Raw genomic sequence first — 16,183 nt, 5'->3', positions numbered from 1 at the left:
ACCGTCCCCCGCACAAGTCGCGCTGATCAACGGTGGCCGCATCCGTCTGCTGACAAGCTCCACCAGCGAGATCACGATCTACAGCTGCAATATTTATTGCCATAGGGTGGTTGAGCTGGGGTTTTGCGATCGCCCAAGTATGGGCACGATCGTTGATCGTGGGTCTGCGACTGGTCTACCTGATCTTCTGCCGACTACTGGGCTGCCTCCTCTTGCTGGGCTGATCGACCGCCGCGAACAACGTCGAGATCCTCGCTCTCCGCCATGAAGCCGCTGTGCTGCGTCGGCAGGTCGAGCGCCCGCGGCTCTCGTGGGCCGATCGTGCCGTGCTCTCCGCTCTCGCACGGCAGCTGCCGTGCGCCTTGCGTCGTCATCGGCTGGTCACCCTGGGCACGCTGCTTGTCTGATCCCGGTGTTTCGCTCCCGAGCCCCAGGTGACCGGTAACGCGTGCACGCCGACGAGGTTTTCGTCGAATTTGAACGGCACATTCGCGAAGTCGACGGCGAGCCGCAGATCGGGCAGGCGGCGGAACAGCGTGGTGTAGGCGACGTCCAGTTCGATGTCGGCCAGCGCATGGCCGGTGCAGTGGTGCACGCCCAGCCCGAGCGCGACATGCCGCCGCGACGGGGTGCGGCGCAGGTCGAGGCGATCGGGGTCGGGGAAGACGGTCTCGTCACGGTTCGCCGAGTCGATCTGGATGAGCACACCCTCTCCTCGGCGGATGAGCGTCTCCCCGATCTCGATGTCGTCGGTGGCGGCGCGCTGCCTCGCGTTGTGCGACACGGTGACATAGCGCAGGAGTTCCTGGACCGCCGTCGCGTGCACGGTCTCGTCGTCGGTGCCGGTCAGCACCTCGATCTGCTCGGGGTGGCGCAGCAGTGCGACCACACCCGTCGCGATCATGTACGCGGTCGGGCCGTGGCCGGTGAAGAACAGACCCTGGAAGTCGGCCGCGGCGTCCGCTTCCGACAGTTCACCGGTCTCCACGCGGGCGCGCACGATCCGGCCCATGAGCCCGTCGCCCGGGTCGGCGACCAGTGCGCGGAAGTACGCGTCCATCTCGGACCGCGCCGAGGCGACCCGCTCGGCGGGCGCCGTGCGGGAACCCAGGACGCGGCTGAGCTCGTGCAAGCGGCCGCGGTCGGCGACCGGGACACCGAGGAACTCACAGATCACCTTGATGGCGAAGGGCAACGCGAACGCCTCGACCAGGTCGGCCGGACGCGGTCCGGCGAGCATGGCGTCGATCTCCCCGTCCGCCACACGCTGGACGAAGGGCCGCAGCTCTGCCATCCGGAGCGGGGTGAACTCCCTGATCATCATCGCTCGCCCGGCCGCGTACCGTTCCTCGGGGCGGGACGGGAAGAAGACAGCGCCCTGGCCGCGCAACCGCGACGACGGCGAGGTGTGCGGGAAGCCGGGGGATGTGACGTCCATGGTGAGCCGCCGGTCCGTCAGTGCGTGCCGGGCGTCCTCGTAGCGGGTGATCAGCCATGGCGTGCTGCCGTCCCACGCCCGTACCCGCGTGAGCGACGCGGAGGCACGGAGCTCGCGGTATTCGGGCGGCGGGTCGAGCGGGTGCTCCGGATCCCTGGCAAGCGGGTAGGTGGGTAACTCAGCCACGGATATGTCCTCCGAGTGGTGGGACGAGCGCGCGCAGCGCGGACACCGGTGTTTTCGGCCGGGCCACGACCGCGTGCAGGACGGCCTGGTAGGCCTTGAGCAGCGCATCGATCTCGGGATCGCGGTAGCGGGCGGTGTCGTACTCCGCCCAGACCGTACCGGCGCCGTCGGGGGTGTCCTCGACACGGACGGTCAGTTCGAACTTGGCCGTGTCGAGGACCGGGAGCTCGGCCGTCTCGCCGCCGTCGAGACGGAGTTCGCCGAGGCTGCCCGATGGGTGATGCGCGAAGATCGCCTGTACCCAGGGCGTGCGGTCCGGGTCGTCCGGGTCGTCCGGGCCGCCGAGCGCGGCCACCATCTCGTCGAGCGGCAGGTCGTGGTTTTGGTAGGTGGCGGCCGTCGCCTCGGCCACGCGGCCCAGCAGCACGTCGAAAGGGGGGTCTTGGGCCAGGTCCACCGGCAGTACCGAGAGGGTGGCGAAGAATCCGAGGACACCGGCCACTTCAGGGCGGTCGCGGCCCGCGACCGCGAGGCCCAGCAGCACTCGGTCCTGACCGGTGCGCCGGGTCAGCGCGATCGCGCACGCCGCCGCGAGCACCGTGAACGCGGTATGGCCGTGGGCGGCGCCCAGGTCGCGGATGGCGCTCACCAGGGCGGTGTTCAGCGCCACGGCCCGGCGTCTGCCCCGGCCGGGCTCACCGGTGGGGCCGGCCTTCGCGTCGAGTGGCCGCGGGTATCTCTCGAGCGCGCCGCGCCACCAGCGGACGAGTTCACCGGTCCGCTCCGGGGTCAGCCGCTCGGCCTGCCATGCCGCCCAGTCGACGTACTGGACGGGAAGTTCGGGCAGGGCGGCGGATTCGCCGCGCAGCGCGGCGCGGTAGCAGGCCGCGAGCTCGGTGAAGAACACGCCCAGCGACCAGCCGTCGGCCGCCAGCAGATGCGATGAGAACGTGACCTCGTGCCGGTTCGGGCCGGTCGGGCGGACGTCCACGCGCAACAGTGGTCCGCGAGCCAGGTCGAAGGCGCGCGGCAGGGGCGGCTCGGAGACGATCCGCACCGCCACCGGCGCATCGGGACGGATCTGCTGTACGGGCCCGTCGAGGTAGACGGTCCGCAGCGGTTCGTGCCGCCGTACGAGCGCCTCGACCGCGGTGCGCAGCGCCACCACGTCCAGGGTTCCGGTCACCGCGAATGTGCGCAGGGTGCTCTGCCGGTGTCCGCTGGGGTCCCGGGTGTGCCGCAGCCAGACCGCCCGTTGTGCGGCCGACAGCGGGAACGAGGCGCTCAACGCGGGATCCTGGTGATCTTTTCGGCCTGGGTGGGTGCCGACTCCAGTGCGGAGGCGAGTCGGGCGACGGTGGGCTGGGTGAGTACCAGGCCGAGCCCGACGGCGCGGCCGGTCGCGGCGGCGACGCGGGACGCGAGCCGCATCGCCTGTAACGAGTGCATGCCGAGCTCGAACACGTTGTCGTGCACGCCCGGCCGGACGCCCAGCACATCGGTGGCCAAGTCCACGATCAGAGTCTCCAGGGCGGTCCGCGGCGCGGCCGGTTCCACCGGCCGCGGCGGCAGTCCGAGCGCCCGCACGTCGACCTTCCCTACGGCGTTGACCGGCAACCGCTCGTGCGGCACGACCACGCTCGGCACCAAGTGGCCGGGGACCTCGGCGGCGAGGGCGCGTCGGACGGCGGCGCCGGACTCCGCGCTCACCACATGCGCCACCAGCCTGTCCGCGGCGCGGTCCGCCACGACGACCGCGTCCCGCACCACGGGCAGCGCCAGGAGCGCCGCGCGGACCTCGGCGGGCTCCACCCGGACCCCACGGATCTTGACCTGGTCGTCGGCCCGCCCGGCGAAGTCGAGCAGGCCGCCGTCGAGCCAGCGCCCCCGGTCGCCGGTGCGGTAGAGCATTCCCTCCCCGAACGGGTTCGGGACGAACCCCGGCGCCGGTCGCACATAGCCACGCGCAACCACCGGGCCGCCGACGCAGATCTCCCCCATCACGCCGGGTGGCACCAACCGCAGGTGCTCGTCGAGCACGTACACCGAGGTGTTCGGCAGCGGACGCCCGATCGGCACGCGCGGCTGGTCGGCCGGGCGCCACTCGTCCATCGGCATGCCGGTGACGATCACCGTGGTCTCCGTCGGTCCGTACGCGTTGACGACGGAGGTGATCCCCCTGGCGCTCAAGTCCTGGAGCGACTCCGGCGATATCACGTCACCGGCGACGAGCAGGCTGCGCAGCCCGCGGACCGCCTCGGGCGCCTCGGCGACCAGTTCGTGGAACACCGCCGTGGACAGTGCGGCGTGGCTCACCGTGGGCTCCGTCAGTTCGCGTGCCAAGTCGGCCACATGCCAGGGAGGGGGCAGGAACCGCACGGTCGCACCGCTCACCAGCGGGCCCCAGATCTCCAGTACGCACACGTCGAACGCCATGGTGGCGACCGCGAGGAGGGTGTCGCCGGGGGCGAGATCGGTGACACCGCCGTCGTGGAGGCGGGCCGCGACCGAGCGATGCTCGACCAGAATGCCCTTGGGCCGGCCGGTGCTGCCGGAGGTATACATGACATAGCAGGCGTCGGTGCCGGCGCCGGCGGGCAGGTCGCCACCGGTCTCGGGAACGTCCTCCAGCACCACGGCGATCGCGCCCGCGGGCAGGTCGGCGGCGAGCGCGGCGGTCGTCACGACCACGCTCGCTCCGCAGTCGGCCATCAGGGAGCCCATCCGGGCCGGCGGGTGCTCCGGATCGAACGGAAGATACGCGGCGCCGGACTTCATCACGGCGAGTTGCGCCACGACGGCCTCCGGCGAGTGCGCCACGCGCACCGCCACCACGTCGCCACCGCCGAGCCCAGACCCTCGCAGATACCGAGCCACCTCATCGGATCGCGCCCCCAGCTCGGCATAGGTCAGCGGATCCGGGCCCGCGACGGCGATCGCGTCCGGGGTGTCGCGCACCCAGCGGGCGACCAGGTCCGGCATCCACCACGACGGCGGCTCGGCGTGCCTGCCCCGCCCCCACTCGAGCAGCTGCGCACGGGTGCGCTCGCTCACCGGTGAAAGCCGCGACACCGGCGTGTCAGGCCCGTCAGGCCCGTCAGGCCCGTCCACAAGAGTCCGCAGCAGCGTCTCGAACGCCGTCAGCAGATGCGCGCAGAAGGATTCGTCGAACAGGTCGGTGTCGAACTCCCACGCCAGCGTGATGCCCTGCAACGCGGAGCGCGAGCTGGGCAGCACCGGCCCGGCCGACCGCGGGATCGCGATCAGGTCGCCCGCGAGCCGCGAGATGCGACCGGCTTCGGCGTAGCGCGGCACCGCGATGACCGACATGTCGAACTTGGCCGATCCATTGCCCACGCCCTCGACGACCGTCACATCGAGCGGCGTCGGCCGCAGCGGCCCCAGAGGCGAGTCATGGAAGTTGAACATCGCCTGTACCAGCGGCCGCGCCCCGTCTCCGTGTCCGGCCGGCGACTCGGCGAAGATCAGGTCGTAGGGCAGCTCCTGGTGTTCGTACACGGCGAGCGACCGCTCGTGGATCTGCCGCAGGAACTCGGCGAACGTCGGATCGCTGTCGAACCTTCCCCGGAACACAACGGTGTTGACGAACATGCCGAGCACGTCCTCGGTCTGCTGCCATCGCCGGTTCGCCACCCCGGACCCGACCAGCAGATCACGGGATCCGGTGGTGTGGTGCAGCAACACGAAGAACGCGGTCAGCAGGGTCGTGAACAAGGTGACATCCGAACGTTCGGCGAGATCCGCGAGGCGACGGGCCAGCTCGCCGTCGATCTCGAGCCGCGGCGCGCGGCCGCGGAAGCCGGTGGCGCGGGCCCCGGCGCGGTGCGGCAGCCGCAGCACGGTCTCGGCGCCGTCGAGCTCCGCGCGCCAGAAGGCGCGTTGTCGGTCGGCCTCCTCGGACTCCAGCCACTGCCGTTGCCAGCGCACGTAGTCGTAGTATCCGACCGGTGGCGCCGGACGGCTGATCCTGCCGTGCGCGAGGTGCTCGGAGTAGCCGTCCAGCAGGTCGCGCACGAACACATGGAACGACCAGCCATCGTGCACCAGGTGGTGTTCCACACACACGAACACGTGCTCCTCGGCGCCGAGCCGCAGCAATGTCCAGCGGTACGGCGGCTCGTGCGCCAGGTCGAACGGAGCGCCCAGCAGCTCGCGCACCACCGCGCCGACGGCTGCGGCCTGGTCCTGGGAACCGCTCAGGTCACGGACCTCCAGCGCGACCGGCCGGGGCTCGTCGACCACGCAGTCGAGCTCGCCGTCGACCTCGATGAACCGGCTGCGCAGCACGTCGTGCACCCGCACGAGCTCGGTGAGGCTCGCCTCCAGCGACTCCAGGGACAGCTCCCCGGCGAGCCGGAACACCGACTGCGCGTGGTAGGCACGGGCGTCCGGGCTCAGACCGTGCATCAGCCACACGCGCCGCTGCCCGCACGACGGCTTCGGCTCCGCACCGGGCCGGGGTCCGCGGTCGGTGGCCTTGACACCGATTCCGGCCGCGATCCCGGCCGCCGTGCCACACTCCAACACCGTCCGCAGCGCGACCTCGACACCCAGCCGCGACCGCAGCCGGGCCACGAGCTGCGTGGCGAAGAGCGAGTCGCCTCCGAGGTCGAACAGGTCGTCGTGCACGCCGACCCGTTCCGCGCCGAGCAGCTCGGCGGCGATCCGGACCACTTCGGCCTCGGTCTCGTCCCGCGGCGCGTCCGTCTCGCGCGTCGCCCGTCCCGGCCGGGGCAGGGCAGCCCGGTCCACCTTGCCACTGATGGTGAGCGGCCAGCGGTCGACCAGGACGACCTCGTCGGGCACCACGTACGCGGGCAGCGTCGACGCCAACGACGCTCTCAGCTCCTCGGCGTCGGTGTCGGCGTCGGTGTCGGCGATCACGTATCCGAGCAGCCGCGGCTCACCCCGCCGGTCGAGCACCGCCAGCGCGTCGCGCACACCGGGCAACGCCGCGAGCGCGCCTTCCACCTGGCCGAGCTCGACTCGCGCGCCACGCACCTTCACCTGGTCGTCCACGCGTCCGAGGAATTCGATCGACCCGTCGGCGAGCGTGCGCCCCAGATCGCCGCTGCGGTAGAGCCTGCCGCCTGCCGGGTCCGGGATGAACCGTTCGGCGGTCAGCTCCGGCTGCCCCAAGTAGCCACGGCCCACGCCGAGTCCGCCGATGCAGATCTCCCCGACCGCGCCCGGTGGAACCGGGTTGCGTTCCTCGTCCAGGATGACGACGTGGCAGCCCGCGATCGGGCGTCCGATCGGCACACGGGTCTGCTCCGCGCCGACCGAGGCGTGCAGAGTGGCGCAGATCGTGGTCTCGGTGGGGCCGTAGCCGTTCACGAACCGGTGGTGCGCACCCCACTGGCGGGCGGTCTCCGGCAGGCACACATCACCGATGCTCATCAGCACGTCCAGCTCCGGGAACCGGCCCGGCCGCAGGGTGCGCACCACCGCCGCCGGCAGCACCGCATGCGTGATGTGCCTGCCGGTCAGCACACCCGCGAGCGGATCGCCGGATAAGTGCGGGCCGCCCAGGACCTCCAGCCGGGCACCGTTCGGCAACGCCATCAGGACGTCGAACAGGGCGGCGTCGAAGGCCGGGTGCGGGAACTGCAGCACCCGTGAGCGCGCCGGCACTCCGCCGAGGTACTCACGCTGCGCGTGCACCAAGTTCACCAGGCCGCCATGCTCGATCATGACCAGCTTCGGCGTGCCCGTCGACCCGGAGGTGGCGATCACATACGCCAGGTCCTCGGGAGCGTTCCGGTCCTCGACCGGTTCGGCGGCCTCGGGCACCTCGTCCAGGTACGGAAAACCGGGAATCGGGGCACCGACCACCAGCGCGACCCCGGCCTGTCGGGCGACGCCGGTGAGCCACGCCTCGGGGTGCGACGGCGACAGCGGCAGATACGCGGCTCCGGCCCGCCACACGGCGAGCAACGCCACCACGAACGCCATACCCCGGTCGAACACGAGCGCGACGATCTCGCCCCTGGTGATGCCGCGCCTCACGAGCGTGGCCGCGAGGGCGTTCACCCGCGCGTCGAGCTCGCCATAACCGACCTCGGCCACACCGTCGGACAGTGCTGTCCGGGACGGATCGGCGGAACACCTCTCCGCGATCATCGCGCCCGCCGAACACCACGTCTCCCGGGTGGCGGGGATCGCATCGGGCTGCCGGTCCGGTGCGGCGAGCGGACGGGTGGTGGCCCACGGCGAGAGCCCGCGTAAGCCGGCGAGGAGGCAGTCATACTCGGTCCCGGTGGACAGCCGGGGCAGCTCAGGTTCGGGCACACGACCGAGTGTAGGCACGAGGGCGCCGGGGCGGCGGGTGGGTCTCTGTCGCCCGATTCGTGGTGAGACCTGGTTCGATCAGCCTCAGCTGCGTGTTCATCGTGAGCGGCCCACCGGTTTCACCAGGTCGACCGAATCGGGCGACAGAGTCCCACAGGATCGCTGCCCCCGCATGTTCGTGCACTGGGAATGGTCCGTCTCGGCGCGGAGGGTCTGGTGACCAGGATGGCAAGAGCCCTGTAACGAGAGATTGTTACGCACGGAGTGCGCCGTGAGGCGCTTTGTCGTATCCCCGACGCAGTGGGGACGAACTTGGAGGGAGGTTCTTGGGTCGCCCGGCTCACCTGAACGCGAAAGCGAGAGGGGACCATAGCATGCCGGGAAAGCGGTGGACGCGCCGGAGGCGTTCAGGACGTCGTGCCGCAAGGCCCGCACGATACGGTCAAAGCTGGATTGCTTGAAGCTCAATTCCCAGAGTGAAAGTGACGCTCCGTCGAAACAACGCCTGTAATCGACGCTTGCGCCATGCCTGGGCATGAACCGTGAGACCGGGCAGCCTCCATGGCGCAGGGCGCCGCCCAACGAGGGCGGTCAAGCGGATGAGTGAGCGGCCTACGTCGTGCTCGATACGTACAGCGAAGACGTACCACGGGATCGCCTACGGGGCGCGAGCCCTATGGCGACGGAGTGCCCATAGTGGTCGCCGGAGTAACGACCGGCCACGAAGTCCGGGAACGCCGGAATGAGGGCGAAGGGGCACAGGTAGTCGCGATGTTCAGACGGGGAGGAATGCGAAAATGCAGAGTGCTGAAACCGTCCTGGGCGTCATCCGGGAGCGCGGCAGGCGTGGCCTGCCACTGGAAAGGCTGTATCGGCAGCTGTTCAACAGGGAGTTATTCCTGCCGGCCTACGGTCGCATCTACACCAAAGGGCGCGATGACGCCCGGGGTCACCCAGGAGACCGTGGACGGTATGTCCCTGGCCAAGATTGACAGGATGATCACGGCTCTGCGTGCGGAGTCCTATCGGTGGTCCCCGGCCAGGAGGGTGCCCAGGGGCAGTTGGGCACTACGGCGGCCTGCCGGCTGACCGGACGCTCACGCGCCACCCATTACCGTCACCTCAGCCCGAGGCCGAGGCCCGCACCGTCCCCAAGACCCACGCCCGCCTCGGTCCTCTCACCGGCCGAGCGGGCCGAACGTGAATGGTCCTGACCGGGCCGTGGGCGAGGCCGACCAGCTCGTGACCACGCTGATGGGCGAGCGCGGCTACCCGGCCGAGGGATACGGGCAACAGAAGCGCGATCTCTCGGTCGAACACCCCGGAACGCGGCAGCACTACCGCATTGCCACGAGATCAACCGTCGCGCCGGAGACAGGAACACCTCAACCGAGGAACTGCGGAGCGCCATGGTCCACCACCGCGCACACAGAACTCGGTACGCGCGGCGGACGGGATGGTCGCCGAGGTCATGCAGCTGCTCGCCACCACACATTCGCCGACCACAAACGCGGGCTCGAAGGCCGATGGCGCCGCGGCGAGGACATCGCCACCGAGGACCTGCGCAAAGCCCTCCAGCAATATCGGTCTTTCTTCGACCGCCTGCTCAGCACCTGACCGCCGGCCCGGCCGCGCACTCCGAAGTCGCCGCCCCGGGCACACTCCGGCCGCCGCCCGCGCAGACTTCCAGCGCGGGCGGCGACCACGAGCAGGCCCGCCGGGCCAGAGGCCGTCCGGCATCCCCTCCGGCAGACTCTGGCCGACCGGGGATCCGGAGTGCTCTGTCAGCGCTTGAAGGCGCCCTTGATGTTCTGCGCGGCCTGCTTGAGACCGCCCTTGGCCTGCTCGCCCTTCCCCTTGGCCTCCAGGGAACGGTCGCCGGTGGCCTTTCCGGTCTTTTTCTTCACCTTTCCCTTTTCCTTTTCCGCGGAATGCGCGGTCTTCTTGCCCAGCCTCATGACCAGTCCTCTCAGTGGCTCCCGCGGGCACCGTATCTAGGGTTCTTTGTCCGTATATGTTCCCTCCTGGGTAGCGGTCGAACCGTGTGAGGACCGAGTAGCGGCGCCAGGAGGTCAGCTGATCCGGGAGCGGTTGCCGTGGGGACAGCCGAGGACCAGAGTGGGAAGGAGGGCATTCTTGCGAGATCGGAGGACGCCATGATCGTCCTAGGGGTCATTCTTCTCGTCATTGGGTTCCTGGCCGGGATCTCCATTTTGTGGACCATTGGAATCGTCTTGGTCGTGATTGGAGCGATCTTGTGGGTCCTGGGCTCTGTGGGGCATGCGGTCGGAGGGCGACGGCACTACTGGTAGCCGAAAATGTGGCCAGGTGCCCGGCACGACCGCCGGGGCACCCGACGGGGACCCCGGCGGGGCGGGAAGAGCGGCGACTGAGGGCGTCGCCCGCCCCCGGACATGCCTAGACCATCTCCTGCCGGTGAGCGGAGGCGTGCCGCAAGAACTCCTGCACCAGTGGCTCGTGCGTGTCGGCGCGGGAGACGAGGGACAGTTCGACGATGTCGGCGGCGTCGGTGAGGGGCCGGTAGACGATGGGCCCCTGGATCGAGCGGACGGCCACGTTCGGTACGAGGGTGACGCCGAGGCCGCAGGCCACCATCGCGAGCTGGGTCAGGATCGAGTTGGCGATGTGGCGCGCCTCGGGGGTGAACCCGGCTCTGCGGCAGGTGGCCATGAGCTGGTCGTGGTAGTCGGGGGACGCTTCGCGCCGCAGCCATGCCCAGGGTTCGTCGGCGAACCGGGCAAGGTCGACCGGGTCCGTGGTGTCCCCGGCCAGCGGATGCCCGGCCGGGATGGCGATCACGAATTGGTCGTGGCGCCAGGGCTGCATGCGCAGCCCGCGGACCGGCGCGCTGGGCCGGATGACGGCGATGTCGATCTCGTGCCGGGCCACGGCCTCCTGACCCTCTCCCGTGTCGACTTCCGTGAGGTGCAGGTCGACGTGGGGTCGGGCGTCCCGGAAGTCGGACAGTGTGCCCAGCAGGGGTTCGCTGAGGGCCGAGGTCACCACGCCGAGCCGCAGTGTGCCCACCAGTCCGGCCTCGGCCTGGGCGGCCACCTCGTGGGCGTGCCGGGCGGTTGCCACCAGCTTGCGGCACTCCTCGGCGAACGCGCGGCCGGTCTCGGTCAGCCGTACTCTCCGTTCGCTGCGGTCGAACAGTCGCACGCCCAGTTGGCGCTCCAGCTGGAGGATCGCCTGGCTGAGGGGCGGCTGTGACATGCCGAGCTGTTCCGCGGCCCGGCCGAAGTGGAGCGTTTCCGCGACGGCGAGGAAGTAGCGGGCCTGGCGGACCTCGATCATCAGTCGCTCCACATATTGGTGAGATGAGAAATCAGACCTTCAGTATATGGAGTCGTGTTGTTTCACTGAGGGGCATGACAGCTGCAACTTCTCTCTTGGCACAGTTCGCGGCGCTGTACAGCGCGACCGTGTCCGAGCCCCTGGACGCTCGTGGCCTGCCGCCGGGACAGGGCGGTCTGCGCCCGATGTGGGGCACGCCCGAAATGGCCGGGCTCGCGCGGACCGTCGAGCTCGAACTTCTGACCGGCGCGATTGCCGAGGCCGGTCCCGAGGACGTCAGTGTGGTCGCTGGCGGCGGCCGCGCGGACGTGTCGTCGTGGGGCGGAATCGTCAGCGTGGGCGCCTCCGTGCGCGGTGTCCGTGGTGTCGTCACGGACGGCGCCTGCCGGGACGTCGGACAGGCGCGCGGGCTCGGCTTTCCGGTGTTCGCCCGTGCCCAGATGCCGGTGACCGCGCGCGGCTGCGGCAGAAGTCGTCCGGTGAGCCCGTCCGGATCGGAGAGGTGACCGTGCGCCAGGGCGATGTGCTGCTCGCGGACGAGGGGGTGTCGTGGTCGTACCCCGCGAGCGCGCCACCGAGGTACTGGAGGCCGCCCAGCGGCTCGCCGACCGGGAGGCGGCCATCGAGGCCGAGGTACGGGCCGGGGTGCCGCTGCCGGAAGCGATGCGGGACGCCCGCCTGGCCGGAACGGAGTCGGAGTGATGAGTGATCTCGTCGAGCGGCTGCGCGCTCTGCCCACCGCGGCGATCTCCGACGCCCTCGACCGGATCGGAGTCGAGGGGGCGCTGCACGGCCTCGAGATCCGCGACAGACCCGCGGCGTCGTGTCCCCACGCCCCGGCGCGCCATGGGGAGGAACGGGCGCCCGGCGAAAGCGGGGTGCCGCCTCAGTCCGACAGTGCCCGGCGGTGGACAGCCGGATCGACGTTGCCGCCCGACGCCACGAGCGCCACAGTCCTGCCCCGAACGTCGGCCTCCCCGGCCAGCAGCGCCGCCAGGGACGCCGCGGCACCCGGCTCGACCACGATCTTGAGGAGGCGGTGGGCCACGGCCACCGCGGCCAGGGCTTCCTCGTCGGTGACCGTCAGACCGTTCACGTCGTGGCGGCTGAGGACGGCCAGCGGGCGTGCGCCGGCCACCGGGCCGGAGATCGCGTCCATCACGCCGCCGGGCGGGCGCGGGTTGGCGCACACGCGGCCGGTCGCGAGCGACCGGGCCATCTTGTCGAAGCCGGCCGGCTCGACGATGTGGTTGGCCAGGCCCTCGAACTCGTGGTTGAGGGCGGTGATCACGCCGGCGGCCAGTCCGCCGCCGCTGCAGTTCACCAGGACCGTGTCCGGGCTCAGGCCCAACTCCCGTGCCTGCTCGGCGATCTCCAGGCCGACGGTGCCCTGCCCCGCCATGACCCTGGGGTCTTCGAAGGGCGGGATCAGCGTCATGCCGCGCGCCTGAAGGATCTTCCCCGCGACCTCTTTCCGGTCCTCAGTCCCTGGGTCGTAGAAGACGGTCTCGGCGCCCCACCAGCGGCAGTTGTCGACCTTGATGCGGGGGGCGTCGCGCGGCATGACGATGACCGCGGGGCAGTCGGCGCGCTGTGCCGCGGCGGCCACGGCCTGGCCGTGGTTGCCGGCGGAGTAGGTCACGATCCCCGCGCGGCGCGCGTCCTCGTCGAGGCTGAGCAGGGCGTTGAGTGCTCCCCGTATTTTGAACGAGCCCGTCAACTGCAGGCATTCGGCCTTGACCAGGATGCGGCCGCCGACGAGGTCGTCCAGCATCGGGGAGTTCAGCAGCGGTGTCCGCACCACGCGGCCGGCCAGGCGCTTCGCGGCCTCGCGGATAGCGTCAATGCCGAAGCCGGGCACGGTCTCGTCGGTCACTGCTCCACCTCGAAGAGGGTATCGATCTCGACCGGCGCCCGGCGTGGCAGGGCCGCTGCCCCGACCGCGGCGCGGACGTGCCGGCCCCGTTCGCTCAGGGCCAGCACGAGCACGTCGGAGGCACCGTCCATGACGAGCGGGGTGTCGGCGAAGTCGGTGCCGCACCGCACGAACCCGGTCACCTTCAGTGCCCGGAGGCGGTCGAAGTCGCCGTCGCAGGCGAGGCCGGCGATGGCCAGAGCATTGAGCGCGCACAGTGCGGCGGCCTGCTGGGCCTCGGGGACGGTGAGGTCGACGCCGACGACCCCTTCGTACTGGAGCACTCCGTCGGTCAGACAGGTCTGTCCGGCCACGAGTATCTGGCGGCCCGATCGGGCGAAGGGGATGTAGTTGCCGTTGGGCTTCGGGGGCTCCGGGAGACGGAGTCCCCGTTCCTTGAGACGGGTGTGGATGTCGGACAAGCCGCGTGTCCTTTCGGGTGATCTGGGCTGAGGCCTTCGCCTGTGGGAAGACAGCCGGCAGTGACTCCGCGCCCTCTTCTCCATCGTGATCGCGTGTGGCGCCTCGCGGACGCCATCGCCTCGCTCACTGCACCAGACGCCCGCCATAGAGGCAAAGTCTGATTCAGACTTTCATCGATATTGGCAGCGTCTTGCTGGACGTCGGTCCTGCATCTCCGCAGGTCAGCCCGGTTTCTCAGGAGGCATCAAGCGGTTGGGCCTCCCATGCCTCGCGGATGTCGTCGGCGATCTTTGAATCACGACGGAGTTGGGGAAGGCCTGCTGACATTCCGCGCGATAACGTCGGATCCGCCTGTTGATCAAAGAGAACAAGGCGTGGAAGAAAGTCTCACCTGCCGAAGTTCCATGGCCGGTGCGTACCGTCGACACCACCAAGGTAACCACCCTGGTGTTGAACTCTTACGGGCTGGGAGGGTCCCGCAGCGGCCACCGCCCTGCTGAGTGACGTCGTGCAGGCGGTGGCGGCCGGCGCACTGCCCAGGCTTGAGCACTTGGACCTGTGGCTTGGTGTCCCCGGCGGCCTTGACGAGCCGGACGTCGCCGATGAAACGGACCTTTCGGCGATCCTCAGTGGTGAGCGGCTGCCTGCACTGCGGTCCCTCGGCCCGGAGAACAGCTCGGTCCAGGACGAGATCGCCGAAATGGTGGCATCCGCCCCCGTGGTGGCGCAGCTGCGATCGCTGGGTCCCTGGACTTGCGTCATCGTCATGGAGATCGCGACCCGGCGCGTCCACTTGGGTGATGGCAGATCTGGAACGGCAGGTCAGGAGCGAAATGATGCGCGGCGCCCACCGGGTGGGGCGGCGTTGGCGGCCTCTGCCCGCGAGGGATCGCTGATCCACTTTCCGGCGCCGGTCCATGCGGTGTGGTCGCGCGCCGCCGGGCAGGCGCTGAGGTCGCGGTAGTCGGGTCCTGGTGCGTCGATCGCATGAGCGACCCCGCCCCCGGCTGCCGTTCCCACCTGCGCACTTTCGATACAACCCGACTGTTGACCCGCATTGTGGGTCCGTGCTCATAATGCGGGTCATCGGATCGGGCCGCCGGCTTCGTATACGCCCCATCTCGCACGAAACGGACGGTAGGTATGTCGGACACCACAATCTTGCTCAACACGGCCATCGCCGTGATCGCCATCGTGTTCCTGATTGTGCGGCTGCGGATGAACCCCGTGGTCGCGCTGGTTCTGGGGGCCTGCTACCTGGGTCTCGCGACTGGCCTCGGGGTCGACAAGACCGTGAAGACCATCACCAAGGGGTTCGGCGACGTCATGGCCGACATCGGACTCCTGATCGCGTTCGGGGTGCTCATCGGAGCCCTCCTGCGTGAGCTCGGAGCCATCGAGCGCCTCGTCGAAACCCTGTTGCGTGTCGCGGGCCCGAAGCGGATCCCCCACGCGATGGCATTGACGATCACGACGTTTCTGCAGTCCGTCTATCTGGACGTGCTGTTGGTGATCACCGGGCCGCTGGCCAAGGGCATAGCCTCCAAGCTCGGCCGGTACGGCACCGCCCGCATGGCCACCGCCCTGGCGATCGGGCTGGAGTGCGGCATCGTCTTCACGGTCCCCGGTGCCGCAGCGCTGGCGCTCGCCGCGCTCCTCAATGTGCCGCTCGGCACGTACCTGCTGTACGGACTCATCGTCGTCGTCCCGACCGTGGCCATCGCCATCTCCATCATGAACTTCGCGCTGACGCGCGGCTGGTGGAACCCGGCGCTCGACGAAGAGGACGTTTCCGGGCCCGCGCCGAGCACAGCCGCGGACAGCGGCAGTGTCGGCGACACGGACTCCGACGGGCAGAACACCCCTGGCGGCGGGACCATGACGGCAGTGGAGGTGAAGGCCCGTACCCAGCCGCAGCCCCGGCTTCTCCTCCTCTTCTCGCCCCTCCTCGTCTCCCTCCTCCTCATCGCCGCCGGAGCCCTCTCCCAGGTGGCGGGGTGGCACAACTCCGTCGTGGCATTGCTCTCCAGCCCGGTCGTGGCCCTCATGTTCGGCCTGGTCGCCACCTGCCTCGTCGCCCGGCGTTACCTCGGACAGCCCCGGGTGGACGCCGCGCTGAGCAAGGGCATGCGCGACAGCGGGCAGATCCTCCTCCTCAACGGCGTCGGAGGCTGTCTCGCAGCGGTGATCGCCGCCAGTGGGCTGGGGAACATCCTCGGCGAATACTTCAAGGCCAACACCTGGGCCCCGCTGTTGATGGTGTGGCTGGTGGCCGCCGTGCTGCACGTCGCCGTCGGCTCGGTGACGATCTCCGCGATCACCGCCGCCGGTCTGCTCGCGCCGGTGGCCCCCACCCTGGGCCTCGACCCCGTACTGATCGCGCTGTCCGCAGGAGCCGGATCACTGTTCTTCGTGCACCTGACCAGCAACACCTTCTGGCTGCTCCAGTCCCTGATGGGCCAGACCACTCGCGGCACGCTCAAGACCTGCTCGGTCGGGGTCTCCGTCGCCTCCGTCGTCGCGATGGGCCCGATCCTGGCGCTGAGCGCCGTCCTCTGATCTGACCTTCCCTCCCCGACTATCACGTGAGG

General features: G+C 70.0%; 13 protein-coding genes and 1 pseudogene. 7 read left to right on the top strand and 7 right to left on the bottom strand.

Features of this window, described 5'->3' with window-relative positions; all coding sequences use genetic code 11:
* Positions 1 to 370: 370 nt before the first annotated feature.
* The 3 genes from ACH4U7_RS22775 to ACH4U7_RS22765 are packed head-to-tail and all read right to left on the bottom strand — an operon-like array spanning position 371 to position 7,936.
* Positions 371 to 1,624, bottom strand: a complete 1,254-nt coding sequence (locus tag ACH4U7_RS22775; protein ID WP_398529681.1) for a cytochrome P450 — start codon at positions 1,622 to 1,624, stop codon at positions 371 to 373.
* Positions 1,617 to 2,912: a condensation domain-containing protein gene (locus ACH4U7_RS22770; RefSeq protein WP_398529680.1), complete on the bottom strand. Its 1,296-nt coding sequence runs from the start codon at positions 2,910 to 2,912 to the stop codon at positions 1,617 to 1,619. Before ACH4U7_RS22770 ends, ACH4U7_RS22775 begins: the two co-directional genes overlap by 8 nt.
* Positions 2,909 to 7,936 carry an amino acid adenylation domain-containing protein gene (locus ACH4U7_RS22765; protein ID WP_398529679.1) on the bottom strand — a complete coding sequence of 1,676 codons (5,028 nt, stop codon included), beginning with the start codon at positions 7,934 to 7,936 and terminating at the stop codon, positions 2,909 to 2,911. Before ACH4U7_RS22765 ends, ACH4U7_RS22770 begins: the two co-directional genes overlap by 4 nt.
* 797 nt (positions 7,937 to 8,733) lie before the next feature.
* Here ACH4U7_RS22765 and ACH4U7_RS22760 point away from each other — a divergent pair.
* Together ACH4U7_RS22760 and ACH4U7_RS22755 are read left to right on the top strand one after the other, a co-directional pair.
* A pseudogene (locus tag ACH4U7_RS22760) lies at positions 8,734 to 8,986 on the top strand (maturase); the annotation flags it as partial.
* 171 nt (positions 8,987 to 9,157) lie between these two features.
* Entirely contained in the window at positions 9,158 to 9,553 is a 396-nt protein-coding gene (locus tag ACH4U7_RS22755; RefSeq protein WP_398529678.1) for a hypothetical protein, read from the top strand.
* A gap of 167 nt (positions 9,554 to 9,720) precedes the next feature.
* On the opposite strand, the gene ACH4U7_RS22750 is transcribed toward ACH4U7_RS22755, so the two are convergent.
* A complete protein-coding gene (locus ACH4U7_RS22750; RefSeq protein WP_398529677.1) occupies positions 9,721 to 9,894 on the bottom strand; it encodes a CsbD family protein in 174 nt (57 codons plus the stop codon).
* A 198-nt stretch (positions 9,895 to 10,092) separates the two neighbouring features.
* Between ACH4U7_RS22750 and ACH4U7_RS22745 the strand changes: the two genes are divergently transcribed.
* Positions 10,093 to 10,248: a DUF6131 family protein gene (locus tag ACH4U7_RS22745; RefSeq protein WP_398529815.1), complete on the top strand. Its 156-nt coding sequence runs from the start codon at positions 10,093 to 10,095 to the stop codon at positions 10,246 to 10,248.
* Between the two features lie 106 nt (positions 10,249 to 10,354).
* On the opposite strand, the gene ACH4U7_RS22740 is transcribed toward ACH4U7_RS22745, so the two are convergent.
* Positions 10,355 to 11,254 carry a LysR family transcriptional regulator gene (locus ACH4U7_RS22740; protein ID WP_398529676.1) on the bottom strand — a complete coding sequence of 300 codons (900 nt, stop codon included), beginning with the start codon at positions 11,252 to 11,254 and terminating at the stop codon, positions 10,355 to 10,357.
* Positions 11,255 to 11,277: 23 nt separating this feature from the next.
* Between ACH4U7_RS22740 and ACH4U7_RS22735 the strand changes: the two genes are divergently transcribed.
* Together ACH4U7_RS22735 and ACH4U7_RS22730 are read left to right on the top strand one after the other, a co-directional pair.
* Positions 11,278 to 11,760 (top strand): RraA family protein, encoded by a 483-nt coding sequence (locus ACH4U7_RS22735; RefSeq protein WP_398529675.1) that lies wholly within the window; start codon positions 11,278 to 11,280, stop codon positions 11,758 to 11,760.
* A 43-nt stretch (positions 11,761 to 11,803) separates the two neighbouring features.
* A complete protein-coding gene (locus ACH4U7_RS22730) occupies positions 11,804 to 11,956 on the top strand; it encodes a hypothetical protein (RefSeq protein ID WP_398529674.1) in 153 nt (50 codons plus the stop codon).
* A gap of 184 nt (positions 11,957 to 12,140) precedes the next feature.
* On the opposite strand, the gene ACH4U7_RS22725 is transcribed toward ACH4U7_RS22730, so the two are convergent.
* On the bottom strand, positions 12,141 to 13,130 hold the full coding sequence (locus ACH4U7_RS22725) for a threonine/serine dehydratase (RefSeq protein WP_398529673.1): 990 nt from the start codon (positions 13,128 to 13,130) through the stop codon (positions 12,141 to 12,143).
* Positions 13,127 to 13,591: a RidA family protein gene (locus ACH4U7_RS22720; protein ID WP_398529672.1), complete on the bottom strand. Its 465-nt coding sequence runs from the start codon at positions 13,589 to 13,591 to the stop codon at positions 13,127 to 13,129. Before ACH4U7_RS22720 ends, ACH4U7_RS22725 begins: the two co-directional genes overlap by 4 nt.
* Before the next feature lie 551 nt (positions 13,592 to 14,142).
* Between ACH4U7_RS22720 and ACH4U7_RS22715 the strand changes: the two genes are divergently transcribed.
* Together ACH4U7_RS22715 and ACH4U7_RS22710 are read left to right on the top strand one after the other, a co-directional pair.
* Entirely contained in the window at positions 14,143 to 14,556 is a 414-nt protein-coding gene (locus ACH4U7_RS22715; RefSeq protein ID WP_398529671.1) for a hypothetical protein, read from the top strand.
* A gap of 179 nt (positions 14,557 to 14,735) precedes the next feature.
* Complete coding sequence (locus ACH4U7_RS22710; protein WP_398529670.1) at positions 14,736 to 16,151, top strand: GntP family permease; 1,416 nt, start codon at positions 14,736 to 14,738, stop codon at positions 16,149 to 16,151.
* Positions 16,152 to 16,183: the final 32 nt, after the last annotated feature.

The sequence above is a fragment of the Streptomyces sp. NPDC020845 genome (genome assembly GCF_044334165.1).
In the GTDB taxonomy this organism is placed as follows: domain Bacteria; phylum Actinomycetota; class Actinomycetes; order Streptomycetales; family Streptomycetaceae; genus Streptomyces.
Note: the sequence above shows the minus strand (reverse complement) of the source record. Positions and strands in the feature narration are given on the sequence as shown.